Annotated in this window: 19 protein-coding genes; 12 read left to right on the forward strand and 7 right to left on the reverse strand. The window is 69.8% G+C overall.

Annotation, left to right across the window (positions count from 1 at the left end; all coding sequences use genetic code 11):
• Positions 1-53 precede the first annotated feature (53 nt).
• Positions 54-362: a hypothetical protein gene (locus GAS53_RS37115; protein ID WP_151482173.1), complete on the reverse strand. Its 309-nt coding sequence runs from the start codon at positions 360-362 to the stop codon at positions 54-56.
• 165 nt (positions 363-527) lie between these two features.
• Between GAS53_RS37115 and GAS53_RS37120 the strand changes: the two genes are divergently transcribed.
• From GAS53_RS37120 to GAS53_RS37165, 9 genes are all read left to right on the forward strand, one after another.
• Positions 528-896 (forward strand): arsenate reductase family protein, encoded by a 369-nt coding sequence (locus GAS53_RS37120; RefSeq protein ID WP_151482174.1) that lies wholly within the window; start codon positions 528-530, stop codon positions 894-896.
• 137 nt (positions 897-1,033) lie between these two features.
• A complete protein-coding gene (locus GAS53_RS37125) occupies positions 1,034-1,861 on the forward strand; it encodes a hypothetical protein (protein ID WP_192583450.1) in 828 nt (275 codons plus the stop codon).
• 143 nt (positions 1,862-2,004) lie between these two features.
• On the forward strand, positions 2,005-2,685 hold the full coding sequence (locus GAS53_RS37130) for an RlpA-like double-psi beta-barrel domain-containing protein (protein ID WP_151482175.1): 681 nt from the start codon (positions 2,005-2,007) through the stop codon (positions 2,683-2,685).
• 436 nt (positions 2,686-3,121) lie between these two features.
• Positions 3,122-4,150 carry a glutamine synthetase gene (gene glnII, locus GAS53_RS37140; RefSeq protein WP_151482177.1) on the forward strand — a complete coding sequence of 343 codons (1,029 nt, stop codon included), beginning with the start codon at positions 3,122-3,124 and terminating at the stop codon, positions 4,148-4,150.
• Positions 4,151-4,687: 537 nt separating this feature from the next.
• The gene (locus GAS53_RS37145) at positions 4,688-5,242 is read left to right on the forward strand and encodes a winged helix-turn-helix domain-containing protein (protein ID WP_151482178.1); all 555 of its coding nucleotides are present in this window, start codon (positions 4,688-4,690) and stop codon (positions 5,240-5,242) included.
• Positions 5,243-5,355: 113 nt separating this feature from the next.
• A complete protein-coding gene (locus GAS53_RS37150; protein ID WP_151482179.1) occupies positions 5,356-6,354 on the forward strand; it encodes an SDR family oxidoreductase in 999 nt (332 codons plus the stop codon).
• Between the two features lie 87 nt (positions 6,355-6,441).
• Positions 6,442-7,749, forward strand: a complete 1,308-nt coding sequence (locus tag GAS53_RS37155) for a sensor histidine kinase (RefSeq protein ID WP_151482180.1) — start codon at positions 6,442-6,444, stop codon at positions 7,747-7,749.
• Positions 7,734-8,387: a LuxR C-terminal-related transcriptional regulator gene (locus tag GAS53_RS37160; RefSeq protein ID WP_151482181.1), complete on the forward strand. Its 654-nt coding sequence runs from the start codon at positions 7,734-7,736 to the stop codon at positions 8,385-8,387. Before GAS53_RS37155 ends, GAS53_RS37160 begins: the two co-directional genes overlap by 16 nt.
• 225 nt (positions 8,388-8,612) lie before the next feature.
• Positions 8,613-10,157 carry a DUF1996 domain-containing protein gene (locus GAS53_RS37165; protein WP_151482182.1) on the forward strand — a complete coding sequence of 515 codons (1,545 nt, stop codon included), beginning with the start codon at positions 8,613-8,615 and terminating at the stop codon, positions 10,155-10,157.
• Positions 10,158-10,235: 78 nt separating this feature from the next.
• On the opposite strand, the gene GAS53_RS37170 is transcribed toward GAS53_RS37165, so the two are convergent.
• A complete protein-coding gene (locus GAS53_RS37170; protein ID WP_192583451.1) occupies positions 10,236-10,676 on the reverse strand; it encodes a hypothetical protein in 441 nt (146 codons plus the stop codon).
• A gap of 320 nt (positions 10,677-10,996) precedes the next feature.
• On the opposite strand from GAS53_RS37170, the gene GAS53_RS37180 reads away from it, so the two are divergent.
• The 3 genes from GAS53_RS37180 (at position 10,997) to GAS53_RS37190 (ending at position 14,252) form a co-directional block, all read left to right on the forward strand.
• Entirely contained in the window at positions 10,997-11,512 is a 516-nt protein-coding gene (locus GAS53_RS37180) for a tetratricopeptide repeat protein (protein ID WP_151482183.1), read from the forward strand.
• A 60-nt stretch (positions 11,513-11,572) separates the two neighbouring features.
• Positions 11,573-13,495 carry a hypothetical protein gene (locus GAS53_RS37185; RefSeq protein WP_151482184.1) on the forward strand — a complete coding sequence of 641 codons (1,923 nt, stop codon included), beginning with the start codon at positions 11,573-11,575 and terminating at the stop codon, positions 13,493-13,495.
• 64 nt (positions 13,496-13,559) lie between these two features.
• Positions 13,560-14,252 carry a TetR/AcrR family transcriptional regulator gene (locus GAS53_RS37190; protein WP_151482185.1) on the forward strand — a complete coding sequence of 231 codons (693 nt, stop codon included), beginning with the start codon at positions 13,560-13,562 and terminating at the stop codon, positions 14,250-14,252.
• A 62-nt stretch (positions 14,253-14,314) separates the two neighbouring features.
• Here GAS53_RS37190 and GAS53_RS37195 read toward each other — a convergent pair whose 3' ends face one another.
• The 5 genes from GAS53_RS37195 to GAS53_RS37215 form a co-directional block, all read right to left on the reverse strand.
• A complete protein-coding gene (locus GAS53_RS37195) occupies positions 14,315-14,671 on the reverse strand; it encodes a 5-carboxymethyl-2-hydroxymuconate Delta-isomerase (protein ID WP_151482186.1) in 357 nt (118 codons plus the stop codon).
• Positions 14,672-14,738: 67 nt separating this feature from the next.
• Positions 14,739-16,364: a SpoIIE family protein phosphatase gene (locus GAS53_RS37200; RefSeq protein WP_151482187.1), complete on the reverse strand. Its 1,626-nt coding sequence runs from the start codon at positions 16,362-16,364 to the stop codon at positions 14,739-14,741.
• A 73-nt stretch (positions 16,365-16,437) separates the two neighbouring features.
• Positions 16,438-21,846, reverse strand: a complete 5,409-nt coding sequence (pulA, locus tag GAS53_RS37205; RefSeq protein WP_151482218.1) for a pullulanase-type alpha-1,6-glucosidase — start codon at positions 21,844-21,846, stop codon at positions 16,438-16,440.
• A gap of 145 nt (positions 21,847-21,991) precedes the next feature.
• On the reverse strand, positions 21,992-23,449 hold the full coding sequence (locus GAS53_RS37210) for an alpha-amylase (protein WP_151482188.1): 1,458 nt from the start codon (positions 23,447-23,449) through the stop codon (positions 21,992-21,994).
• A 147-nt stretch (positions 23,450-23,596) separates the two neighbouring features.
• Complete coding sequence (locus tag GAS53_RS37215) at positions 23,597-25,303, reverse strand: glycoside hydrolase family 13 protein (RefSeq protein ID WP_151482189.1); 1,707 nt, start codon at positions 25,301-25,303, stop codon at positions 23,597-23,599.
• Between the last annotated feature and the right edge of the window lie 105 nt (positions 25,304-25,408).

Genomic DNA, 25,408 nt, shown 5'->3' on the forward strand with positions numbered 1-25,408 from the left:
GAACCCGGTGCGCCGCCCGCCCAGGAACCGGGCGACGCACCGGACACAGGCTCTCAGCGGGCGTACCTCATCAGGGCCCGGACCATGTGGCACGTCGTGTCCGACGGCGGGTGGACGCCTATGAGTTCGGCCGTGCTGCGGATCGTCTCGTTCCGGGCCTGGTTCGGCACGTAGACACCGGAGTCGAGGAGGGCGATGGCGAGCCGCATCGCCTTGAGGCGGCGGTTGTGCGTGATGTACCAGTCGCGCGGACGCCCCGGCGGCAACGGGCGCTTCTCGACGGGCTCGTACGGCCGGTCGAGCAGAACCGCCCTCTTGGATGTGGACTGGGTGGGCAGCGGGCTGAGTGCGGCAGCGGGCACAGGCATCCTCCTGTCGCGGTCAGGGAACCGTCCGGCGTCTCCGGCGGCACCCTCGAACACTGCTTCTATTCTACTGCCGCCCACTGACAATCGCCCCTGGCCAGAAGGGTTTTGGGCGGTGCCGTGACGGGTGTGCGGCACGGTGTTTCGCGTACCTTGTGCGGCATGGAGATCTGGATCAATCCGGCCTGTTCGAAGTGCCGCGGCGCCATCAAGCTGCTGGACGAGGAGGGGGCCGCGTACACGGTTCGGCGGTACCTCGAGGACGTGCCCAGTGAGGGCGAGATCCGGGAGGTGCTGGAGCGGCTGGGGCTCGAGCCCTGGGACATCACCCGGACCCAGGAGGCCGTGGCGAAGGAGCTGGGGATGAAGGAGTGGGCCCGGGACGCCGGTTCGCGGGAGCGATGGGTCAGGGCGCTGGCCGAACACCCTCGACTCATCCAGCGGCCGATCATCACCGCGGAGGACGGGACCGCCGTCGTGGCACGTACGGACGAGGCCGTGCGGGATGCCTTGGGGCGACAGCCCACATAGCCCGCAACCCCGTAAAGCCCGCATAGCTATATGGCTCGTATAGCCCCGATGATCTCGATAGCCCCTGTAGTTCCGGTAGTTGATGGTTTGTCGGGTGATGGGATCGGGGGCCTCTCCCGCTGTTACCCTCCGCCGCCATGAGCTTCGGTGATCAAGGAATGTCGTACGGGCCGCCCGATCCCTACGCCCAGTGGGTGGCCGAGCGGGAACGGATACGCAGGAGACGGCGGATCCGGTTCGCGGCCGCGAGCGCGGCGGGAGGTGTGCTCGTGGCGACGGTCGTGGCCGGGGCCGCCGTGCTGTACGCGGACGGGGACGAGAAGGAGGCCGGGGCGGCGGGGGCTCCGGTGCCCAGCACCACCTCCAGTGAGCCCGTTCCGTCCTCCCGTCGGCCCGTCCCGTCCGTGGTCATCGAGTCGCCGTCCGGGGCGCCTTCCTCGTTGCCCTCGCTGCTCAAGCGGCCCATCGTGACGCCGGAGCAGGCCTTCCCGGAGAAGGACGTACGGCTGGCGGACGGGACCGCGTACGAGCGGGTGGACCTGGCCACCACCACCGACTGCGCCCACGGGATGTCGGTCCAGCTCGCCGAACTCATCGAACAGGGCGAGGAATGCGCCCAGTTGACCTCCGCGCTGTTCACCGACGCCGAGCGGCGTTCACAGGTGACGGTCACCGTGCTGAGCTTCCGGAAGGTGGAGGACGCCTCGCGGGTGTTCGCGATGGCCTCCATGGATCCGGTGACGTATCAGGTGGTCTCGCTCGATCCGCCGCCGGAGGCGGGGATGCCGACCGTGCCGCCGGGTTCGGCCGGGGTGTTCCGGCGACTGATGACCGTACGGTCCGTCGTCTTCGCCAACGGGCAGTGGGGCGACGGCGCGGAGACGGACGAGGCGGCCATCACCAAGCAGACGACAGACCTGCTCGAATACGTCAACAAGAGGGTCGTGGCACGCGAGGACGGTTAGGGCGGAGGGCTGAGAATCCCTCAACTCCCGTGTGATCTACGTTACTTAAGTGACTCGCGTGAACTGCTGAGTAACTCTGTTCGGTATCTCGTACATAGCGGCGTACGGCCGCCGACAGGGGCGGCCGGGGACAGGAGCCGTACATGTCACGCAGGAGAACCCTCGGCCCGAAGAAGAAGCTCGCGCTGCTGGTGAGCGCCGCGGCGGTGGCCGGTGGCGGGGCCTTCGCCCTGGCCACCACCTCGAACGCGGCGCCCACCGCACAGTCCTCGGTGGTCTGCGACGGACTGGCCACCGCGCTCGGGAACAACGAGAAGTTCATCGAGGGGCAGCGCGCCAACCCGGACGCGCAGTCTGAGGCGCGGATCGCCAACCGGGAGGCGGTGATCGCCCAGATCAAGGTGCAGCAGGAAGCGTCCGGGTGCGAGGTCGGCGAGTCGTCGCAGGCAGGGGCGCCTCAGGGGGCGCCCGCCGGGTCCGCCGCGCCTGCCGATCCCGCCGATCCTGCCGGGCAGCCTTCGCAGAGTGCGTCGGCCCCTGCCGGCGAGGACGGCGGCGGTGACGCCGGCGCCGCCGGCGAGCAGGTCTGCAACGGTTCCACGGTCACCCTCTCCGGCGAGGACGGCGCCCCGGCCGCGTCCAGCAACCAGTTCCCGGCCGGCACGAAGCTCAAGGTCACGAACCTGGACAACAACAAGTCCACGACCGTCGAGGTCACCTCGGTCTCCGGCAGCTGTGCGCTCCTGAACAACGCGGCGTTCGAGCAGGTCCGCGAGCCCGGGAAGTTCCTGATCCGCAAGGCCCTTATCGAGAAGGTGGGCTGACGGGACTCGCCGGCGGCAGGGTGGCGGCGCGCGCCGCCACCCGTCGCGCGCGCGGGAAACGCAGGGGTGGGGCCGAGGGCAGGGGCAGGGCCATGGGCAGGGCTATGGGCAGGGCCATGGGCAGGGCCATAGGCAGGATGGCCGTTTGCCCGCGTGACCGTTTTGACCGCGCGTGCGAAACCCATCGCATACGAGGGTTCGGCGGGCGGAGGAGCGGCGGGCGCAGTCCGGTGTTCGCGTGCGGGACGCGGCGCACGAACGCTCTCAGCGAGTGAGTCGCAGCACAGAGGCACCAGGTAACACGGGGTTCACATTCGAGCAATGATCGGGAAATCGCCTGTTGGCAGGCTGCCCGGTATCCCCGGCGGCGCCCCAGTGCCGCAGCGCCGCAGCACCCGCAAGTGCGCCTAGAGACCCACCCCGAAGGATGAGGCCCGTGACCTTCAAGGCTGAGTACATCTGGATCGACGGCACCGAGCCGACGGCCAAGCTCCGTTCGAAGACGAAGATACTGGGCGACGACGCCAAGGGTGCCGAGCTGCCGATCTGGGGCTTCGACGGGTCCTCCACGAACCAGGCCGAGGGTCACGCCTCCGACCGCGTGCTCAAGCCGGTCGCCACCTACCCGGACCCGATCCGCGGCGGCGACGACGTGCTCGTCATGTGCGAGGTCCTCAACATCGACATGACGCCGCACGAGTCCAACACGCGGGCCGCGCTCACCGAGGTTTCGGACAAGTTCGCCGCGCAGGAGCCGATCTTCGGCATCGAGCAGGAGTACACCTTCTTCAAGGGCTCGCGCCCGCTCGGCTTCCCCGAGGGCGGCTTCCCGGCCGCGCAGGGCGGCTACTACTGCGGCGTCGGCTCGGACGAGATCTTCGGCCGTGACATCGTCGAGGCGCACCTCGAGAACTGCCTCAAGGCGGGGCTGGCCATCTCCGGCATCAACGCCGAGGTCATGCCCGGCCAGTGGGAGTTCCAGGTCGGCCCGGTCTCGCCGCTGGAGGTCTCCGACCAGCTGTGGGTGGCCCGCTGGCTGCTGTACCGCACCGCCGAGGACTTCGGCGTCTCCGCGACGCTGGACCCGAAGCCGGTGAAGGGCGACTGGAACGGCGCCGGTGCGCACACCAACTTCTCCACGAAGGCGATGCGCGAGCGCTACGACGCGATCATCACCGCGTGCGAGTCGCTGGGTGAGGGCTCCAAGCCCATGGACCACGTCAAGAACTACGGCGCCGGTATCGACGACCGGCTGACCGGTCTGCACGAGACCGCGCCGTGGAACGAGTACTCCTACGGTGTCTCCAACCGTGGCGCCTCGGTGCGTATCCCCTGGCAGGTCGAGAAGGACGGCAAGGGCTACATCGAGGACCGGCGGCCCAACGCCAACGTCGACCCGTACGTGGTGACGCGTCTGCTTGTCGACACGTGCTGCTCCGCGCTGGAGAAGGCCGGGCAGGTCTGAGCTTTCGGTTCTTTGTGAAGGGGCGTCCACCGAGTCGGTGGGCGCCCCTTCCGCGTGTGCTTGGGTGCGGTGTCGGGTGCGGTGGCGGGTGCGGGTCGGTGGGGGCTTGTCGCGCAGTTCCCCGCGCCCCTTGGGTTCGTGGTGGGGCGGGGACGCGCCGGGACATCCGAGCTTGCTCTGTTGGAAGTCGGGTGGGCCGGGAGGCGCGGCGCTCGCACGTCCCGGCGCGTCCCCTCACGCCGGAGGGCGGCTGCGGGACGGTGGGTGGCTGGTGCGTATCAACTGCCGAGAAGGTGCGGTTGCGTCCTGGTGTCGTCTGCTTCAATGGGGGCATGGCCAGCTTTCAGGAGTGCATCGCGACGGGTCGTCATGACCTTGAGCCCTTCTGGCCTTCCCGTCAGCACCATGACTTCGACCGGGTGTGTTGTCGCGCGATGAACGCGCCGGCCCTTTAAAGCCGTACATCCCGGCCTTCGGCCAGCGCGCACGACGTACGTCCCTCGACGACGACTTCTCGCGCGAAAGAGCTGACCTCATATGGCGAACAATCGTTCACTCTCGTCCGTCGCTGCCGCCCGGTCCACGGATTCGGCGCGCCATCGGCTGCGTGCCGTCGACCGGGATGAGGTGGTCGACGTGACGGATCTCCTGCCGCCGGGCGCTACCTGGCTGCCCGCTCCCCAGCACGCCCTGCCTACGCTTCCCGGCCGGCCCCCGATGATCGGGTACTTGGTCCTCGTACCGGCCGACGAGCCGTCCCTGCTGCCGGTCGCGGAGCCGGGAGAACCGGAGGACGCCGACTCCCTCGTACGCGTCGACACCGTGCGGCGCACCGCCGAGGTGGACGGGCGGCCGCTCGACCTCACCTACCTGGAGTTCGAGCTGCTCGCGCACCTCGTGGCGCATCCTCATCGGGTGCACACCCGCGACCAGCTGGTCACCACGGTGTGGGGCTACGGGCATGTGGGCGACGGGCGCACCGTCGACGTCCACATCGCCCGGTTGCGCCGCAAGCTCGGCGCTGAGCACCGGGACGCGATCCGGACGGTGCGGCGGGTCGGTTACAAGTACGCGCCGCCGACCGGGAGTTGACGCCGGTCGCGCGCCGCTGAATCCCGTCGCACGGATTCGCCCGACGGCGGAACGGTTTGCCTGGCAGCAGATTCCCGTTCCGCCGCGCGGGCATTCCGGGCAGAGTCACCCGCATGAGACTTCTGATGCTGGGTGGTACGGAGTTCGTGGGCCGGGCAGTCGTGGAGGCGGCGCTCGCCCGCGGCTGGGATGTGACCGTCTTCCACCGGGGGCGGCATGAGCCTGTGGAGGGGGTGCGGTCACTGCACGGCGACCGCAACGCGCCCGACGGGCTGGCGGCGCTGGCCGGGACCGGGGACGAGTGGGACGTCGTCGTCGACACCTGGTCGGCGGCGCCCCGGGCCGTGCGGGACGCCGCGCGGCTGTTGAGGGACCGGGTCCGGCGGTATGTGTACGTGTCGAGCTGCTCCGTGTACGCGTGGCCGCCGGCCGCCGGCTACACCGAGGACGCTCCGCCCGTGGAGGGCGCGTCGGCCGACGCGGAGCAGACCGACTACGCGCGGGACAAGCGCGGCGGCGAGCTGGCCGTGCTCGACGCGTTCGGCGAGGAGCGGTCGGTGCTCGTACGGTCCGGGCTGATCCTCGGGCCGTACGAGAACATCGGGCGTCTGCCGTGGTGGCTGGGACGGGCGGCCCGCGGCGGGCCCGTCCTGGCACCCGGCCCCCGGGATCTTCCGCTGCAGTACGTCGATGTCCGGGACCTCGCCGAGTGGGTGCTCCAGGGCGTGGACCGGGAGGTGAGCGGGGCGTACAACCTCGTCAGTCCGCGGGGGCATACGACGATGGGGGCGCTGCTCGACGAGTGCGTCCGGGTCACGGGTGACCGGGCGGAGCTCCGGTGGACCGACCCGGACGTGGTTCTGGAGGCCGGGATCGAGCCCTGGACGCAGCTTCCCGTGTGGGTACCGCCGGGGAGCGAGCTGCACGGGGCCCTGCACGGCGCGGACGTCTCGCGGGCCGTGGCGGCGGGGCTCCGGTGCCGCTCCGTGTCCGAGACCGTGGCCGACACCTGGAGCTGGCTCCAGGGCATCGGCGGTACGGCTCCGCAGCGGCCCGACCGCCCGGTGGTCGGGCTCGACCCCGCCGTGGAGGCGAAGGTCCTGGGCGGCTGAGTTCGGTGGGGGGTGGCACTGGCACCACCCCCGTCCCGGTGGCTCGGCCCCGTGACCCACGGCGGCCGGTTCGGCGAGACTGAGCGCATGGACACGAGGAGCGGGGACAAGAGCGAGGGCGCCGTCGGGAACAGCGGTGGCGGCAGGGTGCGTACCGCCGCGCTCGCCGGAGTGCGGGCGCTGGTGCTGGCCGTGGTCGCGCCGGTCGGGTCGATCACCCTCTTCGTACTGTCCGTCGTGTCGCTCGTCCTCGTGTCCGTGGGCATCGGCATCGTCACGACGCCGTGGGTGCTGGCCGCCGTACGAGGCTTCGCGAACTGGCGGCGCCTGGTGGCGGCCCAGTGGAGCGGCGTGCGGATTCCGCCCGCGTACCGGCCGGTCCCGAAGGGCGCCAACCCGTGGAGGCGGTGCTTCCACCTGCTCGGCGATCCGGCGACCTGGCGGGATCTCATGTGGCTGCCGGTCGACTTCACCGCGGGTTTCGTCACCGCGCTGCTGCCGGCCGCGCTGCTCACGTATCCCTTCGAGGGGTTCGCCCTGGGCGCCGGGCTGTGGCAGGTCTTCACGGACGGCACGCGCGTCGGCTGGTGGTACGGGTTCGTGCCGGTCAGCGGGCAGCTCAGCGCCCTCGGCGCGGCCGCGCTGGGCGCCGCCCTGCTCGTCACCGGCGTCTACACGGCGCCCCTCCTCCTGCGCGTCCACTTCCTGCTGACCCGGTCCGTCCTCGCGTCCGGCCAGGGTGAACTCGCCGAGCGCGTACGGGTGCTCACCGAGACCCGGCGGGACGCCGTCGACACCTCCGCGGCCGAACTGCGCCGTATCGAGCGGGACCTGCACGACGGGGCGCAGGCCCGGCTGGTCGCGATGGGCATGGATCTCGGCACGGTCGAGGCCCTGATCGAGAAGGACCCGGCGAAGGCCAAGCAGCTGCTAGCGCAGGCCCGCAAGTCCTCCGCCGAGGCGCTCACCGAACTGCGCGATCTCGTACGCGGCATCCACCCGCCCGTGCTCGCGGAGCGCGGGCTCGGCGACGCCGTACGGGCATTGGCGCTGCGGATGCCGATCAGTACCGAGGCCGACGTGGACCTGCCGGGGCGGCCCGAAGCGCCGGTGGAGTCCGCCGCGTACTTCGCCGTCAGCGAGGTCCTCACCAACGCCGTGAAGCACTCGGGCGCCGACCGCATCTGGGTCGATGTGCACCACACCCCGGAGCACGGCGGGATGCTGCGGATCGCCGTCACCGACAACGGCCACGGCGGCGCCTCGATCGGCGCGGGTTCGGGACTCTCCGGAGTCGAGCGGCGACTGGGTACATTCGACGGCGTCCTGGCCGTCAGCAGTCCCGCGGGCGGTCCCACCATGGTGACCATGGAGATCCCTTGCGAGTTGTCCTAGCCGAAGACCTGTTCCTGCTGCGCGACGGCCTGGTCCGGATGCTGGAGGCGTACGACTTCGAGATCGCGGCGGCCGTCGAGACGGGACCCGAGCTCACGCGGGCGCTCGCCGAGTTGGCACCGGACGTCGCCGTGGTCGACGTACGCCTGCCGCCCTCGCACACGGACGAGGGGCTGCAGTGCGCGCTGGCGGCCCGCCGGGCCAGACCCGGGCTGCCGGTGCTCGTGCTTTCGCAGCACGTGGAGCAGTTGTACGCGCGCGAACTGCTCGCCGACGGGGAGGGCGGGGTCGGCTATCTGCTCAAGGACCGGGTGTTCGACGCCGAGCAGTTCATCGACGCCGTGCGGCGGGTCGCGGCGGGCGGTACGGCGATGGACCCACAGGTCATCCAGCAGCTGCTGTCGCGGCGGCAGGCGGACGACCGGCCGCTGGGCCGGCTGACTCCGCGCGAGCTGGAGGTTTTGGAACTCATGGCACAGGGCAGGTCGAATGCGGCGATCGCGGGCCAACTGGTGGTCACGGAGCGGGCGATCGCAAAGCACACATCCAACATCTTCGCGAAGCTGGGCCTGGAGGTCTCGGACGACGACAACCGTCGCGTTCTGGCCGTTCTCGCCTATTTGGATCAGGGCCGGTGAAATGACCCGGGACCGAGATCGGCTTCGCTGAATGATATTCAATAACTCCCCCTCAACTGCCGTTGAAACGGGGGCTTCTGCGCACGTTGCGCCGGAATTGCTCCACCAATCTCTCACCAATTTCTGAGGCGTCTGAACGCCCCAGGAACCCCTCCCGTATTGAACGACGCCGCTTCACCTCCTGTCGGGCGCCTCAATGCCCCGCAAGGAAGCCAGAGGAGTTCCATGGGACGCACAAACCGTAAACGCCGCTCCACGCTCGCCAACCGGGCGATAGCCGCATCGGCGGCTCTCGCGCTGGGTGGCGGCGGCTTGCTGGCGGCGAACATCTACGCTTCTGCGGGCGAGAACCAGGATTCGACGCAGAACGCACAGACGACCGCCGCCGGGGTGGCAACGATCAAATGCCCGGACGTCGGTCAGCAGCTGACCGACGTGCCGGACGGCGCACGCGCCGGTGTCGACCAGGAGCTGGCGAAGCTCGACCAGCAGGTCACGGAGGCCTACAAGCGTCTCGCGGACACCCGCCAGGCCCAGGCCGGTGACTCCGGCTACGTCGACAACGCCATCCTCGGCCCGCTGAAGTCCAAGCGGACGGCCACCATCGACCGGATCGGCATCAACATCCAGCGCGCGGGCGGTCAGCCTCCGCAGGGAGCCGACCAGCTCGCCCAGTGCGAGGGTGTGCCGGCCGAGCAGCCGGACACCGCCGCCGGTGAGGGTCAGGACCAGAACAACGACGGTCAGGACCAGGGCGACGGCCAGAACCAGGGTGACGGCCAGGACCAGGGTCAGGACCAGGGCGACGGCCAGGACCAGGGCGACGGCGGCCAGGAAGGCGGCCCGGTGGCGGCCGACTTCCAGGACATCACCCAGGTCCAGCCGAACGGCGGCGCGAAGGGCGTCGGTGCGAACGGGCTCCCCGCGAACGGGGACACCGGTTCGACGGGCACCTTCACCACGAGCTGTGGCACCAACCCGAACGACAACCACAACTCGGACAACGTGATCGTCGCTCCGGGTGTCGACAACGGTGCGCAGCACACGCACGACTACGTCGGCAACCAGGACAACAACGCCTTCACCAGCGACGAGCAGTTCCTCCAGGCCGACACCAGCTGCGAGAACCAGGGCGACAAGTCGTCGTACTACTGGCCGGTGCTGCGCCTGCAGAACGGTGAGGACGAGTTCGACGCGAACGAGCTCGGTGGCGGTGCGGAAGGCAACATCGGCCCGATCCAAGAAGCCACCCAGGCGGAGCTGAAGTTCGTCGGCAACAAGACGAGCGATGTTGTCGCGATGCCGCAGGCCCTGCGCATCATCACCGGTGACGCCAAGGCCTTCACCAACGGCCTCGCCAACGCCAACACGAACTGGAGCTGCACCGGCTTCGAGGACCGGCAGCTGACGGACAAGTACCCGATCTGCCCCGAGGGCAGCTCCGTGGTACGGACGTCCAACTTCCAGAGCTGCTGGGACGGCCAGAACATCGACAGCGCCAACCACCGCACGCACGTGGCCTTCGTGCAGGAGGACGGCACCTGCGCCAACGGTTTCCAGGCCATCCCCCAGCTCCAGGCCCGTCTGGTCTACGACGTTCCGGCCCCGCAGATCGAGAACGGACAAGTCGTGAACCCGTTCGCGGTGGACGGCTTCCCGACAGAGCTGCACAAGCCGATCACCGACCACAACGACTTCATCAACTTCTTCGACGAGAACACGATGAACCAGGTGGTCGACTGCATCAACAGCGGCCAGGACTGCCAGTAGCACATAGGCAGTAAGCAGGAGAAAGCCGGCGGTGGGATTTCCCACCGCCGGCTTTCTCCTGCGCCGGAACCTGCGCGGTCAGCCGCTGTGACCGCCACTCTTGTTGTGGCTGCCACCGGGATTCATGTGCTCGGACCCCTCCTCCAAGATTCCGCCGAGCTGGCCGCGCAGCGCTGTCACCATCTTCTTCTCGCCGATGGCGACCCACTTGCGGCCGACGAGGTAGTAGCCGCCGTAGTCCTTGGCCCCGTTCAGCCACTCGCGCTGACCGCGGTCGGTGGCGAAGGTCGCGAGGACGAACTTGCCGTCGGTGTTCTTGCAGATGGCCTGGCGGATCGTGTCCGCGTCCGTCTGCATGTTCGGCTTGCAGCCCGCCTCGCTCGCCAGGTGCTCCAGGCTCCCGCTCGCGGTCTCGGGGACCTTCTCCCCGCCGTCCTCCGAGCCACAGCCCGTCACCGCCAGCACTGCCATGAACGCCCCGGCCGTACCGACCGCGAGCCTCTTCCTCGTCACACTCATTCGTTCGTACCTCCGGGTCCGTTCCGGCCTGGGAGGGTCGGTCCCGGCCCACGCCGCTGAGAGCCCTCGCGGGGGCCCTGCCTTCGATACGGCTCCCGCACGCTCCGCGCTCAATCGACTGCCGCACGGGCAGGCGAACCAGCTCCGCCTCAGTCTCGTCAAGCAGGACGGCACAGGTGGCGGATTCCGTGTTACCTGCATCACAGGGCACATCGCAATGACCGGGACCACACCGGCCGGCGTGCGCACCGGAGGCCACTGCTCCGATGATCGCGAAAAACCGCTGCCGGTCATGGGCACACCCGTGCGAGGGTGTGCCCATGACGGCAGAACACACGACAGCGGACTGGGAAGAGCGCGTGGCAGCCGCCTGGGCCACCTTCGACGACTATGCGGAGGCGGACGCGGCGGACTTCCGCGCGGTGATCGACGCGCTGGTCGCCGAGTTGCCCGCCGACAGCCCGGTCGGCCCGTTCGAGCAGGCCTGCGCATGGGACTCGACGGGCCACTCGGACAAGGCCGTGCCGCTGTACCAGGAGGCCCTGGCGCGCGGCCTCGACGGCTATCGCGGCCGGCGCACGAAGATCCAGCTCTCCAGCTCGCTGCGGAACATCGGGCAGCCGGAGGAGGGCGTCAAGCTCCTGACACCCGAACTCGACGCGCCCTCCGACGAGTTGGACGACGCCGTACGCGCGACACTCGCGCTGTGCCTGGCGAACCTGGGTCGCGAGCGCGAGGGACTCTCGCTCGCGCTCGGCGCGCTCGCCCCTCATCTGCCGCGCTACCAGCGCTCGATGGCGAATTACGCGCGCCTGCTCGTCGAGCCGGAGGAGTAACTCCCCACGGACTCGGGGCAGTCCAGGTGACCAACCACCGATTCGCTCGTTTTGCTGAACGTGCAGTCACAGGATGTCGCCCCGCGCCCCGCAACAGCCCCTGGACCGGTCGTCGACGTCGAGCAGGCCGAGGCCGCGCTCGTCGAGCACTACCCGCGGCTCGTCCGGCTCGCCTACCTTGTGCTGCCGCCGAGCCTCGGCCGCAACCGCCGGGTGCTCACGGCGCACGCGCTCACGCAGCGCGCGCTGCCCCGCGGCCGGACGCCCGGCGACGCCTCGGCCGTCCCGGCCCAGCGGACCGCGGAGGGCCGCGACGGCGATCCCGGATACATGTACGTACGCCTCCAGGTGCTGCGTACGGCGCTGGAGGCCGGCCGCCCGCTGAAACCCAAGGCGTGGCCGAAGCGGGCGCAGTTGCCGCCGCTGCTCCCCCAGGTGTGGGGCCTGCGGCTCTTCCCGCGCTCGGGCGGCGCCGACGAACTCGCCCTGGACCAGCGGCTGTCGGCCCTGTCCGCCCCGGCCCGCGCCGCCTACGTACTGCGCGGCCTGGAGCAGATGCCCGACCCGGAGGTGCGCAAGGTGCTCGCCGCGGTGGGCGAGGAGGACCCGGCCGCCGCGCTCGCCGAGGCGGACGGAATCGGGGCTGAACAGTACGCGCTGCTGACGTCCCCCGAGTTCGATCCGTGCTCCCTGCAGGCCCGGCCCCCGGACCTGATGCGCCGCCGCCAGCACATGAAGGCGGCGCTCGCCGCGGCCGCCGCCGTCGCCGTGTGCGGGGCGCTGCTCGCACTGCCCGGTGACGGCTGGGGCCCCGACGGCGCGGCGGCACCCTCGTACGCGCAGAACCCGTCGGCCCAAGCCGCCCTGGATCCGGACCAGTTGACGCTGGTTCCGGCGGCCGCGTGGGAGTCGTCGGCGCGCACCGACTTCTCCGTGTGGCCCGCGCGCGGCAGCCTCACCGGCGACAAGGCGCTGCTGCGCCGCGCGCTCGCCGTGTGGGCGCGGCCCGGCGAGACCGTCCAGGTCTCGGCCACCCCCGGCACCCCGGCGGGTGCCCCGCCCGGACCACCCCAGCTGCTGTACGCGGATGAGGTCGACCAGAGCCGGGTCGTGCTGCTCTACGACGGCCTGCGCATCGTGCGGTACGCCGAGCCGAAGGACGGCACGCGGGGCGCCGCCCTCGACTTCGCGCGCGTCGACGGCGCCACCGGAGCCGAGGCCAACGCGGTGGTCGTGGGCCGCTCCGACGGCAACGTCCGCTATCTGACGGCGCCTTGGGTGCGGACGGCCGCCGTGCGCGACCTGCTGAAGTCCGCGGCCGGTGCGACTCCGTTGAAGCGCTCGGCGGACGGGGTGACCGAGCCGTTCGCCAGCCCGGCGCAGCAGACCGGCGAGTGCCGTTCCTGGAACGCGCTGGAGCTCTCCGACCGCTCGGGCACCCGCCTGACGACCGATCTCGGCGAGCTGACTCCGGCCCGTCTCACCTCGGGCCGCCCCGGGCAGCCTCACGACGCCTCGGCGGAGACCTGGTCCCCGCTCGCCTGCTCCCTCGCGGCGGTACGCGGGCAGGGAGTGCGCTCGGTCAACGCCTGGCAGTACGCCCGGCAGCCACTGCCCCACGCGAGCGGCACGGCGGACTGGCTGTGCACGCGGGCGGACACCTGGCGCGGCGGGGGCACGCGGGTGCTGGCCCAGTTCCACGCCCCGGGCCAGCCGTACGCCGCGGTCGCGGCGAAGGCGGAGAACGTGGCCGCCTGCGGCTCGAAGGACCCCCACGTCCTGGCGGGCGTGCTGTGGAATTCCCCTACGGGCGACTGGTATCTCCTCGCGGCCGGAAGCAAGGACACGGCGTCGATCCGTGCGACGGGCGGAGTCAGCGGATCCACCCGGGGGAATCTCCTGGTCGTACGGACCGAACAGGGCGCGCAGGCGGGCCTGAAAGGGACCCTGACCGACGGAAGGTCGATCACCGGGCTGCGCTGAATCGGGTGAACACGCTTACGGAACGGGTCCGTTCGAGGCCGGATTCAATCGGTAAGGTGTTCGCATGACAACCGGGGTACGCCGCAGGATGGGTGTCGACGAGCGGCGGCAGCAGTTGATCGGCGTCGCCCTCGAGCTGTTCAGCCGACGCTCGCCCGACGAGGTCTCCATCGACGAGATAGCGTCCGCCGCGGGTATCTCGCGGCCGCTGGTCTACCACTACTTTCCTGGCAAACTCAGCCTGTACGAGGCCGCGTTGAAGCGCGCCTCGGACGATCTGGCGGAACGTTTCGTCGAACCGCAGGAGGGGCCGCTGGGCGCCCGGCTGCTGCGGGTGATGCGGCGGTTCTTCGACTTCGTCGACGAACACGGGCCCGGTTTCGCGGCGTTGATGCGCGGCGGCCCGGCGGTTGGCTCCACGAACACGAATGCCCTCATCGACGGCGTACGGCAGGCCGCGTACCTCCAGATCCTGGCGCATCTGCGCATCGACGACCCGCCCGCCCGCCTCGAACTGGTCATCCGCTCCTGGATCTCACTGGCCGAGTCGACCGCCCTGATCTGGCTGGACGGCCGCCGCATCCCACGCACCGAACTCGAGGCCCAACTGGTCCACGACTTCGCGGCCCTGGCAGCGGTGAGCGCCGCGTACGACACGGAGATGGCCAAATTGCTGCGCGACATACTGGCGGAGGAAACGCCCGAGGGCCCCTTCACGGACCTGGTGGGCCGCTTGGTCTCACTGGCGGCCCCGTAAGGGGCGCGGGGAACTGCGCGACCAGCCCCCACCGGGCCGCACAAGACGCACCGGACCGGCCGTCAGTCCACAAACTTCTGGTAAGACGCATCAAGATCCCGCACCTCCGCAGAGGCATGCAACGCAAGTCCATCAACCGGCTTCACATGGGCCCGCAAAAGCCCGAGCGCCCGCTCGGTCAACGCAGCCTTGGTCTCGACCGTACGCCCGGGCAACAGCGCGAGCGTGACATGCACAAGCGCATGGCCCGACACCTCCGAGCCGACAACAATGTCCTCGGTCGGCCGAAACCGAGTCTTACAGGCTTCGATCTTCGCCGCGGCCGTCTCCACCACCATGGCGTGCAGCGCGACAGCGAACCCCTGCCGATCGAAGGCGTCGGCAAGCGACGTGGAGTAGTCGACAGTGATCTGCGGCATGGGCACTCCTGTTCTAGGTCAACAAGGCTCACCCTAGTCTTCAGCCCCTTTCAGCCCGAGGACTGTCTCAGCCCGAGGACAGTCTCAGGGCGAGGAGCGCGATATCGTCCTCCCGCTCGTGGCCGAAGCAGTCCAGCAGCGTGTCGCACAGGGCGGCCACACCGGGCGGGGCGTCGGCGGCGGCCGTGCGGAGGTGCTCCATGGAGACCGCCAGATCCGTGCCGCGGGTCTCGATGAGGCCGTCGGTGACCATGAGGAGGCGGTCGGTGGGGTCGAGGAACAGTTCGACGGGCTCCTGCCGGGCCAGGCCGAGGCCGAGCAGCGGCCCGGCGGCCTTGGCGTACTCGGCGCTGCCCGAGTCGCGGACGATCAGCGGTGGGATGTGGCCCGCGTTGGCGATCCGGATGCGCCCGGTGTCCGGGCCGACCAGCACCAGGCAGACGGTGGCCGTGGCCTCGGGGTGGTAGCGCTGCAGCATCCGGTCGAGCCGCTCGGCGAGCACCGCCGGATCGGATTCCTCGACGCAGTAGGCGCGCAGGGCATGACGTATCTCGACCATGACGGTGGCCGCGTCCAGCGAGTGCCCGACGACGTCCCCGACCGCGGTGAGCACCCCGTCGTCGGTGCGCAGCGCGGCGTAGAAGTCGCCGCCGATCTCGGTCTGCCGGGACGCGGGCACATAACGCACCACGACGTCGACGCCGGGCAGGTCGGGCAGCCGGTGCGGCTGGGGCAGGAAGCTGTGCTGGAGCGTGAGGGCGACGTGGCGCTCGACCTGGTACATCAGCAGGGGTTCGGCGGCGAGCGCGGTGGCCTGGGCGAGGCGGCCGACCAGCTCCCCGTCGTCGGGTTCGCCGAGGGGCAGGGTACGCAGGGGTGTCGCGAAGCACACCGGCGCCCTGCCGTCCTGGGTCAGGGTGAGCACGAGGCGGGCGTCGTCCTGGACGCCGGGCCGGAAGAAGCCCATGGGCCACAAGGGCGCGGGTACGACGGTGCGGAACACCCCGCTGCGCCCCTTGCTGATCTGGGTGATCAGCCGGGCGGCGGCCTCCTGCGCCCGGATGTCCGGCAGGGCGAAGGTGCTTCGGCCCTTGGACGTGCTGTAGTACAGCTCGCCGTCCGGGCCGAGGACGAAGACGACGGCCGGACCACCGGTGAGCCGGGCGGCGCCCTCGGCGGACGCGTCGGCGAGTTCCGTGAGGTTGCGCGCGGTCTGGACGGCGACGATCGTCTCGGACAGCAGCGTCAGCCGGCGTACGAGCGTCTCCGCGCCCGAGCGCATCTGGGCGGCGCGCAGCGCGGCCCGTACGACGGCCCGGATCTCCTCGGGTTCGGCGGGCACCGTCAGATACGCCTCGCCGCCCGCGTCCAGGCCCTCGCACCGGTCGCCGGGTGCCATGGCGGCGGCGGAGAAATGGACGATGGGCAGCGCCGACATGGGCGGCTGCGCCTTGAGCCGGCGGCACAGTTCGAAGCCGCTCATGTCCGGCAGGCCGACGTCGATGAGGGCGACGTCGGGCAGGGCACCCGCGCGCAGCCGTACGTCGAGTTCCACGAGCGCCTCGCCGGCGGTGGCCACGGGGACGACTCGGTGACCGGCGCGGCGCAGCACCGCCCCGATGGCGTAGCGGCTGGCCGGCACGTCGTCGACGATCAGCACGGTCGTGCGTGTCCTGTTGGCGTTGCCGTCCATCTGTGCAGCCCTCGCAGCACGGTGGTGGGGCGGAACGAGGTTTGGGGTCCGCCCCACCAAAATTAGTGCTTTATCAGGCGGCCCGGGCGAATACGGCGACGCTGCGTCCGGGAACGGCGAAGCTGCCCGATTCCGGATCGTACGAAGAGGACTTGACGGTAGAGTCCGCTCCCGCCCTCTGCACCGGGTGGAGCGTGTACGCCGTCCCGGCGAGGGAGGCGATCCGCTGCTCCTGCTTCTCGGGCGTCGCGTTGAACACCACGACGAGATCACCGAGTTGCATGGTGATCACCCCCGGTGTCTCGTCCTTGCCGGACAGCGGGAAGGACAGCTTCGACTGCACCTGGCCGACCGTGCCGAGCGAGAAGACGCTCTCCGTCGTACGGATCTGCAGCAGGTCCCGGTACGCGGCCGAGGCCCCCTCGATCTGCGGGCAGCCCACCTCGACGGACGTCAACAGGGGCTTGGCGTAAGGCCACTTGGACTCGTTGTCGGCCGCCATCGGCAGCCCGCGCCCGAAGCCGTTGCCGTCCCGGCAGTCCCAGTGGATCGCGTTGAACCAGTCACCGCTGTCGTACGAGTTGCGGTCGAGGGACTTGGAGCGCAGCAGGTCGGTGCCCGCCTGGGAGAGGGCCGGGCCCTGCGACAGGGTGGCCGTGGCCATCGCGAGGACCTGCATGCGGGCCCGGGCGGCGGCCGACGTGCCCTTGGGCAGCTTGAACGCGAGCGCGTCGAACAGCGACTCGTTGTCGTGCGCGTCCGCATACGCGAGGGCGTCGCCGGGCGCGTCCGCGTATCCGGCGGGTGCCCCGTTGTAGTCGACCTCGGAGCCCTTGACCTCCTTGCCGCTGGTGTCGGTGAAGGCGTACCCCGCGAGGTTGCCGGAGAGCCCCACCTTGATCAGGTCCTGGTAGTGCAGCAGGCGGGCCTTCTGCTGGGCCGAAGTGCCGTTGCCGTCCGAGGAGTTGGGGTCGGTGTAGAGGCCGGAGGCGAAGCCCTGGACGCCGGGGTCCTCGTCGAACGGGCCGCCGCCGCGCACCGCGTCACGGGCCCGGTCGGAGAAGGTGGCGATACCGGTTCCGGCCATGTTCTTCTGCGTGGCCTGCACGAAGCGGGCGTCGTCCGCGATCTCGCCGAAGTTCCAGCCCTCGCCGTACAGGATGATCTTCTTCCCGTCGACGCCGTCCTTGGCGGGGGTGAGCGCGTCGAGGGCCTTTCTGACCGCCAGGATGTTGGCCTTCGGGTGGTGGCCCATCAGGTCGAAGCGGAAGCCGTCGACCTTGTACTCCTTGGCCCAGGTGACGATCGAGTCGACCACCAGCTTGCCCATCATGGCGTTCTCGGGCGCCGTGTTGGCGCAGCAGGTGGAGGTCGCGACGCTGCCGTCGGCGAGGAGCCGCTGGTAGTAGCCGGGGACCACCTTGTCGAGCACGCTGGTGTCGGCCTGACCGCTCGAGGTGGTGTGGTTGTAGACCACGTCCATGACGACCCGAAGGCCGTCCTCGTTCAGCGACTTGACCATCTTCCGGAACTCGACGGTACGGCCCGTCCCGTCGGGGTCGGTGGCGTACGAGCCCTCCGGCACCGTGTAGTGGTACGGGTCGTAGCCCCAGTTGTACGCGTCCTTCGCGGCGATCTTCGCCACGCATTCCTGCTGCTTCTCGGAGTCGGCGGCGTAGGAGGCGAGGTCGCAGTCGACGGTCGCCTGGTCCGTCTTCTTCTCGGGGATCGTGGCGATGTCGAAGGCGGGCAGCAGATGGACGTACGAAGTCCCGGACTCGGCAAGCTTCTTGAGGTGCCGGGAGCCGGCGCTGTCCTTGTCGGTGAAGGCGAGGTAGGTGCCTGGGCTTTGCGCCTTCTTGTCCTCGACGGAGAAGTCCCGGATGTGCAGCTCCTGGATCTGCGCGTCCTTCAGCGGGACAGCCGCGGGCTTCTTCAGGCCCGACCAGCCGCTCGGGGCAAGGGACTTGTCGCCGAGGTCGACGACGAGGCTGCGCTCGGAGTTCGCGGTGAGGGCGACCGAGTACGGGTCGGTGACCTTGTTGGTGACGACCTCGCGGACGCTGGGCGCCCACACCTTCACGACGTACCGATAGGGCTTGTTCTTCCAGGACTTGGGACCGGAGACGGACCAGACGCCGGTGGCGTTGTCCCTCTTCATGGGCACGGCTCGGTCGCCGATCTCCAGCGACACGTCCTGCGCCGTGGGCGCCCAGACGGCAAGCGTGGGGCGGCCATCCCGGAATGTCGGCCCGAGGTCGGCCTTCGTCGCGTCGTACAGATCGTCGAGCACGCCCGCGATCTGCACGCCTGTCGCCGCCAGCACGGCGCCGTTCGCCGCTCGTTGGGAGGCGACCAGCTGGCCGCGCAGCGCCTCACGCACCCGGTCCCGGTCGCGCGGGTCGACGGACCAGGCCGGGTAGTCCTTCAGGTGCGGGAACTTGGCCTTCTGCGCGTCGGTGAGCGTGGCCTTGTCCAGCCGCAGCCAGCGCTCGTCGTCGCTGACGAGGGCGCCGTCCTCGACCTTGATGGAGCCGCCGCGGGAGTACAGCAACTGGGTTGAGGCGGCCGCCTCGTTGCCGTTCCACGCCACCGTGTTCCGGTCGATCCAGACCGCCTTGGAGGTGGTCAGGTCGAGTGCGGCCGCGCTGCCGGCGGGCTGTGGGAGGAGGTACTTCTCCTGGCCGTTCAAGAGCCACACCTCGTGGCCGTCGGCCTTGAGGTCGAGCGACTGGTCGGCGGGCAGGTCCTTCTCGTCGCCCTTGTGGATGATGTAACTGAGGCTGGTGGCACCCTCGGTGAGCGGCACCTCGAAGACAGCGCCATACGCGTCAGTCTTCACCGGCTCCAGGGGCTTCGACCAGTCCGTGGGGTTGGCGGCTCCGGTCCAGGTGTGCAGACCCCAGCCGTCGTAGTTCCCGTCGGCGCGGTGGTAGTGCAGTACGGCCTTGGTCTTGTCCGGTGCCGGATAGTCGGCGGTCGGCCGCTCGGTCCGTACGGTCTCCTTGCCCTGTTCGACCCAGATCTCGCCCGTCTTGGTGACGTCGATCGTGCGGTCGGCGGAGACGTCCTTGTTGCCGTCCTTGTCGATGACGAGGAAGCCCACGTTCGACGCGCCCGGCTTCAGCTTCACGTGGGCGAAGGCCCCGTAGGCGTCCCGGCCGACGAAGTCGTGGCCCGCGGGCCAGGTGGTGCCCTCGCCGTCGGCGATGTCGCCCCAGGCGTACAGGCGCCAGTCGGTGTAGTCGCCGTCCTCGCGCTTGTAGTGGACGATCGCGTACTCGCGCGAGGAGGCGGTCGGGACCTCCTCGGCGGGCGGGGTGCCGGTGGTGGAGGCGGCCGTGGCACCGGCCGTACGCCCTGCCGAGTCGATCACAACCGCCTTGTAGCGCAGGGCGGTTCCGGCCGGTACGTCCTTGCCGACGACCTGAGTGACCTTGTACGGGGCGTGGTCCGCGGAGCCGAGCGTTCGCCACTTGCCGTTGCCGACCTGGGCGGCGAAGACGACGCGGCCCAGCTGACCGCCGTCCACGTCGGCGGAGAGCTCGACGGTGCCGGTGGCGCCCGCGGCGGGAGCCTTCAGCGTGATGGTGGGCTTGGCCGCAGGCTCCGTGAGCCTGCCCGCCGCCTTGAACACGACCGAGGAACCGGCCGGGACGGTGACGGTGACCTTCTTGTCGCCGGTGCTCTTCAGCGCGTCGTCGGTGCCGTAGATCCCGCGGAACGTCATGCCCGCCGAGCCGGTCGCGAAGGTTGCCTCCTTCGCCTCGTCGGCGTTGTTGACGGCGACGACGTACTCGACGCCCGTCTTCGCGTCCGTGCGGGAGAAGGCGTAGACGCCGGCGCCGTCGGCCGCGTACCGCTCCGTCTGTACGCCGTCCGCGAGGGCGGGGTTGTCCCTGCGGAGTTTCGCGAGAGCACTGATCTGCTTGTAGAGCGGTGCGCTCTTGTCGTACGCGTCCTCGGCGTGCGTACGGTCGGTGCCCAGCTCGTCGTCGTCCAGGTAGTCGGCCGTCCGGGACGCGAACAGGGTCTGGCGGGCGTCCTTGTCGCCGCCCGCGCCGGTGAAGCCCTGCTCGTCGCCGTAGTAGACGACGGGGTTGCCGCGGCTGAGGAACATCAGCTCGTTCGCGAGCCTGTCCTTCTTCACCAGCTCGGCATCCGACGCCTTGGGGTTGTCCTGCTTCAGGAAGTACCCGATGCGGCCCATGTCGTGGTTGCCGAGGAAGGTGACCTGCTCGTACGCGTTGGCCTTGTCCGTCGTGTACTTGTAGTCGTCCCCGAAGACCGAGGCCAGCCGCTTCGCGCTGCCGCCCTGGGAGGCGTACGCGCGGGCCGCGTCCTGGAAGGGGAAGTCCAGCGTGGAGTCGAGGCGGCCCTGGGTGACGTACGGCGAGGTGATCGACGTGTCCGTCGAGTACACCTCGCCGAACATGAAGAAGTCGTCACGACCGCGCTTGGCCGCGTAGGCGTCGAGGGCGGTGGCCCACTGGGTCCAGAACTCCGTGTTGACGTGCTTCACGGTGTCGATCCGGAAGCCGTCGATGTCGTAGCCCCTGACCCACCGCTGGTAGATCCTCTCCATGCCGCTGACGACCTCGGGACGTTCGGTCCACAGGTCGTCGAGGCCGGAGAAGTCGCCGTACGTGGAGTTCTCGCCGGCGAAGGTCGAGTCACCGCGGTTGTGGTACATCGACGTGTCGTTGAGCCACGACGGAACCTTGAGGTTCTTCTTCGCGGCGGGCACGACGGGCGTACGCGGGAAAGAGTCGCTACCCACGGATGGAAAGCGCTTGGTCCCGTCCGCGTAGTCGGCGTCGTCGAAGGGCTCGCCGTTCTTCGTCAGATACGGGAAGGCGCCCTTGGAGAGGTAGGAGTAGGACTTCTCCTCGTAGTCGACGACGTCGGCGGTGTGGTTGGTGATGACGTCGAAGAAGACCTTCATGCCCTTGGCGTGGGCCTTGTCGATGAGCTTCTCGAGGTCTTCGTTCGTGCCGAAGTGCGGGTCGACCTGGGTGAAGTCGGTGATCCAGTAACCGTGGTAGCCGGCCGAGGCATCCTTGCCGGTGCCCTGCACGGGCTGGTTCTTGAAGATCGGCGCCATCCAGATGGCGGTGGTGCCGAGGTCCTTGATGTAGTCGAGCTTCTTGGTCAGCCCCTTGAGGTCGCCGCCCTGGTAGAAGCCCTTGTCGGTGGGGTCGTACCCGGTGTCGAGGCGCGACCCGGTGAGACCTCCCTCGTCGTTGCCCCGGTCCCCGTTGGCGAAACGGTCCGGCAGGACGAAGTAGAACTGCTCGCGGGTCAGGTCGTTACGGGCGGCCGTCTTGGCGAGGGCCGCGTCCGACGGGGGTGCGGGCGGGGTCTCGGCCCGCGCGGCGAGGGGCTGGGCGAGGGTGACGGCGAGGGCGGCAGCGGCCACGGCCGCGATCCGTCTGCGGTGCGCGGTACGGCGCACCCTGGGCGCCGGCCATCTCGGTATCAGGGCCACAGGCGTGAACTCCTAGCGAATACGGCTCAATTGGGTCCGCCCCCTCGCCGCGGCACGGCCACGGTGCCGGGCGCCGGCGTGACCGTATCGCTTACGCAAGGTTTACAGCAAGAGTCTTGAAATCCGTAGCAAGAAATTTCTAAAGCGGTGCGTCCGCGCGGAGGGCCCGGACCGCCGAGGAGCGACGGGCCGGGCCCTCAACCAAGCCTGCGCGCCAGCAGCTCGACTTGCCCGAGTGGACCGCCAGTGCCGTGTTCGCGCCCAGGGTTGCCGTCAGCTGGCCCGAGCCGTTCACTGTGACCGTCGTGTTGCTCTGGACGTTGCAGTACGTGCCCGCCGGGAGGGAGGTCTGGTAGGTGCGGGTCAGGGACGACGACTCGTGGTTGATGGCCACGAAACCCTTGCTGCCGCGGCCGAACGCGATGGCGTCGTTGCCGTTGTCCCACCAGTTCGTGACGGACTCGCCGCGCGTCGTGTTGCGGAAGGCGACCATCGACTGGATCTCCGGCCAGGCGTGCTGGCACTTCCAGCCGTCCTGCCAACAGGCGTTGACCGTACCGCCGTTGGGCGGGCCCGCGTCCGTGGACGAGAACTCGTAGCCCGAGTTGATGTCGGGCGCGCCGTAGGGGTACGCCAGCATGAAGACGCTGGCCAGGGTGTAGTTGGCGTTGTCCTTGTAGCTGAGCGTGGAGCCGTTGCGCTCGGTGTCGTGGTTGTCGACGAAGACGCCGGAGACGCCGCTGTTCATGTAGCCCCAGCCCTCACCGTAGTTCTTCAGGTAGGCGAGGTTCTCGCTGTTGAAGACCCGCTTGAGGTCGAACGCGTACCGGAACTCCTGGACGTCGCCGTTGCCGGTGTACTCGCTGGGCTGGACCGCCTCGCCCGCGCCGTGGATGGCCTCCTGCTTCCAGTACACCGAGGGGTTCGTCAGCCGCGACTTGATGTTGGCCAGGTCGGCGGCCGGGATGTGCTTGGCCGCGTCGACGCGGAAGCCGTCGACACCGAGGGAGAGCAGGTCGTTCATGTACTTGGCGATGGTCGCGCGGACGTACTCCTCACCCGTGTCCAGGTCGGCGAGCCCGACGAGTTCGCAGTTCTGGACGTTCCCGCGATCCTGGTAGTTGGTGATCTGCGAGGTGCAGTTGTCGAAGTCGAACGACGAGTACAGGCCCGGGTAGTCGTACTTCGTGTAGGACGAGCCGCCCGTGCCGGTGCCGCTGCCCGCCGACATGTGGTTGATGACCGTGTCGGCGACGACCTTCACGCCCGCCGCGTGACAGGTGCTGACCATGTTCTGGAAGGCGGTTCGGTCGCCGAGCCGGCCGGCGATCTTGTAGCTGACGGGCTGGTACGAGGTCCACCACTGCGAGCCCTGTATGTGCTCGGCGGGCGGCGAGACCTGGACGTATCCGTAGCCGGCGGGGCCCAGGCGGTTGGTGCACTCCTTGGCGACCGAGGCGAAGTTCCACTCGAAGAGGACGGCGGTGACGTCCTTGGTGCCGGGCGGGGAGGCGTGCGCGGTGCCCGCGGTGCTCGCGGGGACGACGAGCGCGGCCGCCGCGAGGGCGAGCGCGCCACAGAGAGCTCTCTTGGCCATGTGGGGGTCCTTCTCCATTGAAGGTTCTTGCTGCAAGATTCAACAGCCATGCGGTGCGCCAGATAGTAGAAGCCCGCCTTCCGGAGCGGAAGACGGGCTTCTGAAAATTCCGGAAAGTTCTTGCAGAACCCCTCGGGTGATGGACGGTCAGTTATCGGTCCACCACACTGTGGTGTCGGCCGGCAGCTTCGCCTCGCCGTCGTCCGTCACGGTCACCTCGCCGGTCATCCCGCCGGTCGTCTCGCCGCTCGTGAGCAGCACCCGCCCGTACGCCGGGACGGTCACCGCCTCGCCGCCGGTGTTGGTGGTGCAGGTGAACGCCCCGCGGCGGAAGGCGAGGACGCCCTCGGGTGCCTTCAGCCACTCGACGCGGTCGCCCGCACCGAGGTCGGGCTGCTCGCTGCGTACGGCGAGCGCGGACCGGTACAGCTCGAGGGTCGAGCCCACGACGCCGGTCTGCGCCTCGATGCTCAACTCGCCCCAGCCGTCCGGCTGGGGCAGCCAGCTGCCGCCGCTGCCGAAGCCGTACGACGAGCCGTCCCGGGTCCACGGGATCGGCACCCGGCACCCGTCGCGGAACCCGTCCTGGCCCGCGCCCCGGAAGTACGCGGGGTCCTGGCGCACCTCGTCCGGCAGGTCGACGACGTCCGGCAGGCCCAGCTCCTCGCCCTGGTACAGGTAGGCGGACCCGGGCAGCGCGAGCATCAGGAGTGTCGCGGCACGTGCCCGGCGCAGGCCCAGCTCGCGGTCCCCGGCGGTACGGATCTGGGTGCCGAGCCCGCCCGGGTTGGCGAACCGCGTCGCGTGCCGGGTCACGTCGTGGTTGGACAGCACCCAGGTGGCGGGGGCGCCCACGGGACGCATCGCGTCGAGCGTGCGGTCGATGCAGGAGCGCAGCTGCCCGGCGTCCCAATCGGTGCTCAGATACTGGAAGTTGAAGGCCTGGTGCAGTTCGTCGGGGCGCACGTAGTTGGCGGTGCGCTCGATCGTCGGGGTCCATGCCTCGGCGACGAAGATGCGCTGGCCCGCGTACTCGTCGAGGACGATCCGCCAGGCCCGGTAGATCTCGTGCACGCCGTCCTGGTCGAAGAACGGCATGACATCGTTGCCCAGCAGTTTCACCTGGTCGCGCGCGCCCAGGTCCGGCAGGCCGGCCGCCTTCACCAGGCCGTGGGCCACGTCGATGCGGAAGCCGTCGACGCCCATGTCGAGCCAGAACCGCAGGATCGAGCGGAACTCGTCGCCGACGGCCGGGTGGTCCCAGTTGAAGTCGGGCTGCTCGGGCGCGAAGAGGTGCAGATACCACTCGCCGGGGGTGCCGTCCGGCTCGGTGACGCGGGTCCAGGCGGGCCCGCCGAAGATGGACTCCCAGTCGTTGGGCGGGAGTTCACCGTCGACGCCCTTCCCCGGGCGGAAGTGGTAGCGGTCCCGCAGCGGCGAGCCCGGCCCGTCCGCGACGGCCCGCTTGAACCACTCGTGCTGGTCGGAGGAGTGGTTGGGCACGAGGTCGACGATGATCCGGAGGCCGAGGTCGTGGGCGTCGCGGATCAGTGCGTCGGCGTCGAGCAGGTTGCCGAACATCGGATCCACGGCCCGGTAGTCCGCCACGTCGTAGCCGGCGTCGGCCTGCGGCGAGGCGTAGAAGGGGCTGAGCCACACGGCGTCCACGCCGAGGTCGCGCAGATACGGGAGTCGGGAACGTACGCCCTCCAGGTCGCCCATGCCGTCGCCGTCGCTGTCGGCGAAGCTGCGCGGATAGACCTGGTAGATCACCGCGTCGCGCCACCAGTCGCGGCGGTCGGCGACGGTGACGAGGGCGGAGGTCGGGGCCGGGTCGGCGGAGTGCTGGCTCATAACATCCTTGATGCGTAAGGAGTTCGGTCATGGGTGGGTGTGCGTACGGCGCTGGGACGAGGCGGCCGCGGTGCCGGCGGGGTCGGAGGGACACCGCGGCCGCCA

The sequence above is a fragment of the Streptomyces albicerus genome (assembly GCF_008905045.1).
Classification (GTDB): Bacteria; Actinomycetota; Actinomycetes; order Streptomycetales; family Streptomycetaceae; genus Streptomyces; species Streptomyces albicerus.

Coding starts and splice junctions, on each gene's coding strand:
- GAS53_RS37155 (WP_151482180.1), top strand. CDS start 6,442: ATGGACACGAGGAGCGGGGACAAGAGCGAGGGCGCCGTCGGGAACAGC.
- GAS53_RS37200 (WP_151482187.1), bottom strand. CDS start 16,364: ATGGACGGCAACGCCAACAGGACACGCACGACCGTGCTGATCGTCGAC.
- GAS53_RS37120 (WP_151482174.1), top strand. CDS start 528: ATGGAGATCTGGATCAATCCGGCCTGTTCGAAGTGCCGCGGCGCCATC.
- GAS53_RS37180 (WP_151482183.1), top strand. CDS start 10,997: ATGACGGCAGAACACACGACAGCGGACTGGGAAGAGCGCGTGGCAGCC.
- GAS53_RS37215 (WP_151482189.1), bottom strand. CDS start 25,303: ATGAGCCAGCACTCCGCCGACCCGGCCCCGACCTCCGCCCTCGTCACC.
- GAS53_RS37125 (WP_192583450.1), top strand. CDS start 1,034: ATGAGCTTCGGTGATCAAGGAATGTCGTACGGGCCGCCCGATCCCTAC.
- GAS53_RS37170 (WP_192583451.1), bottom strand. CDS start 10,676: ATGAGTGTGACGAGGAAGAGGCTCGCGGTCGGTACGGCCGGGGCGTTC.
- GAS53_RS37210 (WP_151482188.1), bottom strand. CDS start 23,449: ATGGCCAAGAGAGCTCTCTGTGGCGCGCTCGCCCTCGCGGCGGCCGCG.
- GAS53_RS37195 (WP_151482186.1), bottom strand. CDS start 14,671: ATGCCGCAGATCACTGTCGACTACTCCACGTCGCTTGCCGACGCCTTC.
- GAS53_RS37190 (WP_151482185.1), top strand. CDS start 13,560: ATGACAACCGGGGTACGCCGCAGGATGGGTGTCGACGAGCGGCGGCAG.
- GAS53_RS37165 (WP_151482182.1), top strand. CDS start 8,613: ATGGGACGCACAAACCGTAAACGCCGCTCCACGCTCGCCAACCGGGCG.
- GAS53_RS37130 (WP_151482175.1), top strand. CDS start 2,005: ATGTCACGCAGGAGAACCCTCGGCCCGAAGAAGAAGCTCGCGCTGCTG.
- GAS53_RS37150 (WP_151482179.1), top strand. CDS start 5,356: ATGAGACTTCTGATGCTGGGTGGTACGGAGTTCGTGGGCCGGGCAGTC.
- GAS53_RS37145 (WP_151482178.1), top strand. CDS start 4,688: ATGGCGAACAATCGTTCACTCTCGTCCGTCGCTGCCGCCCGGTCCACG.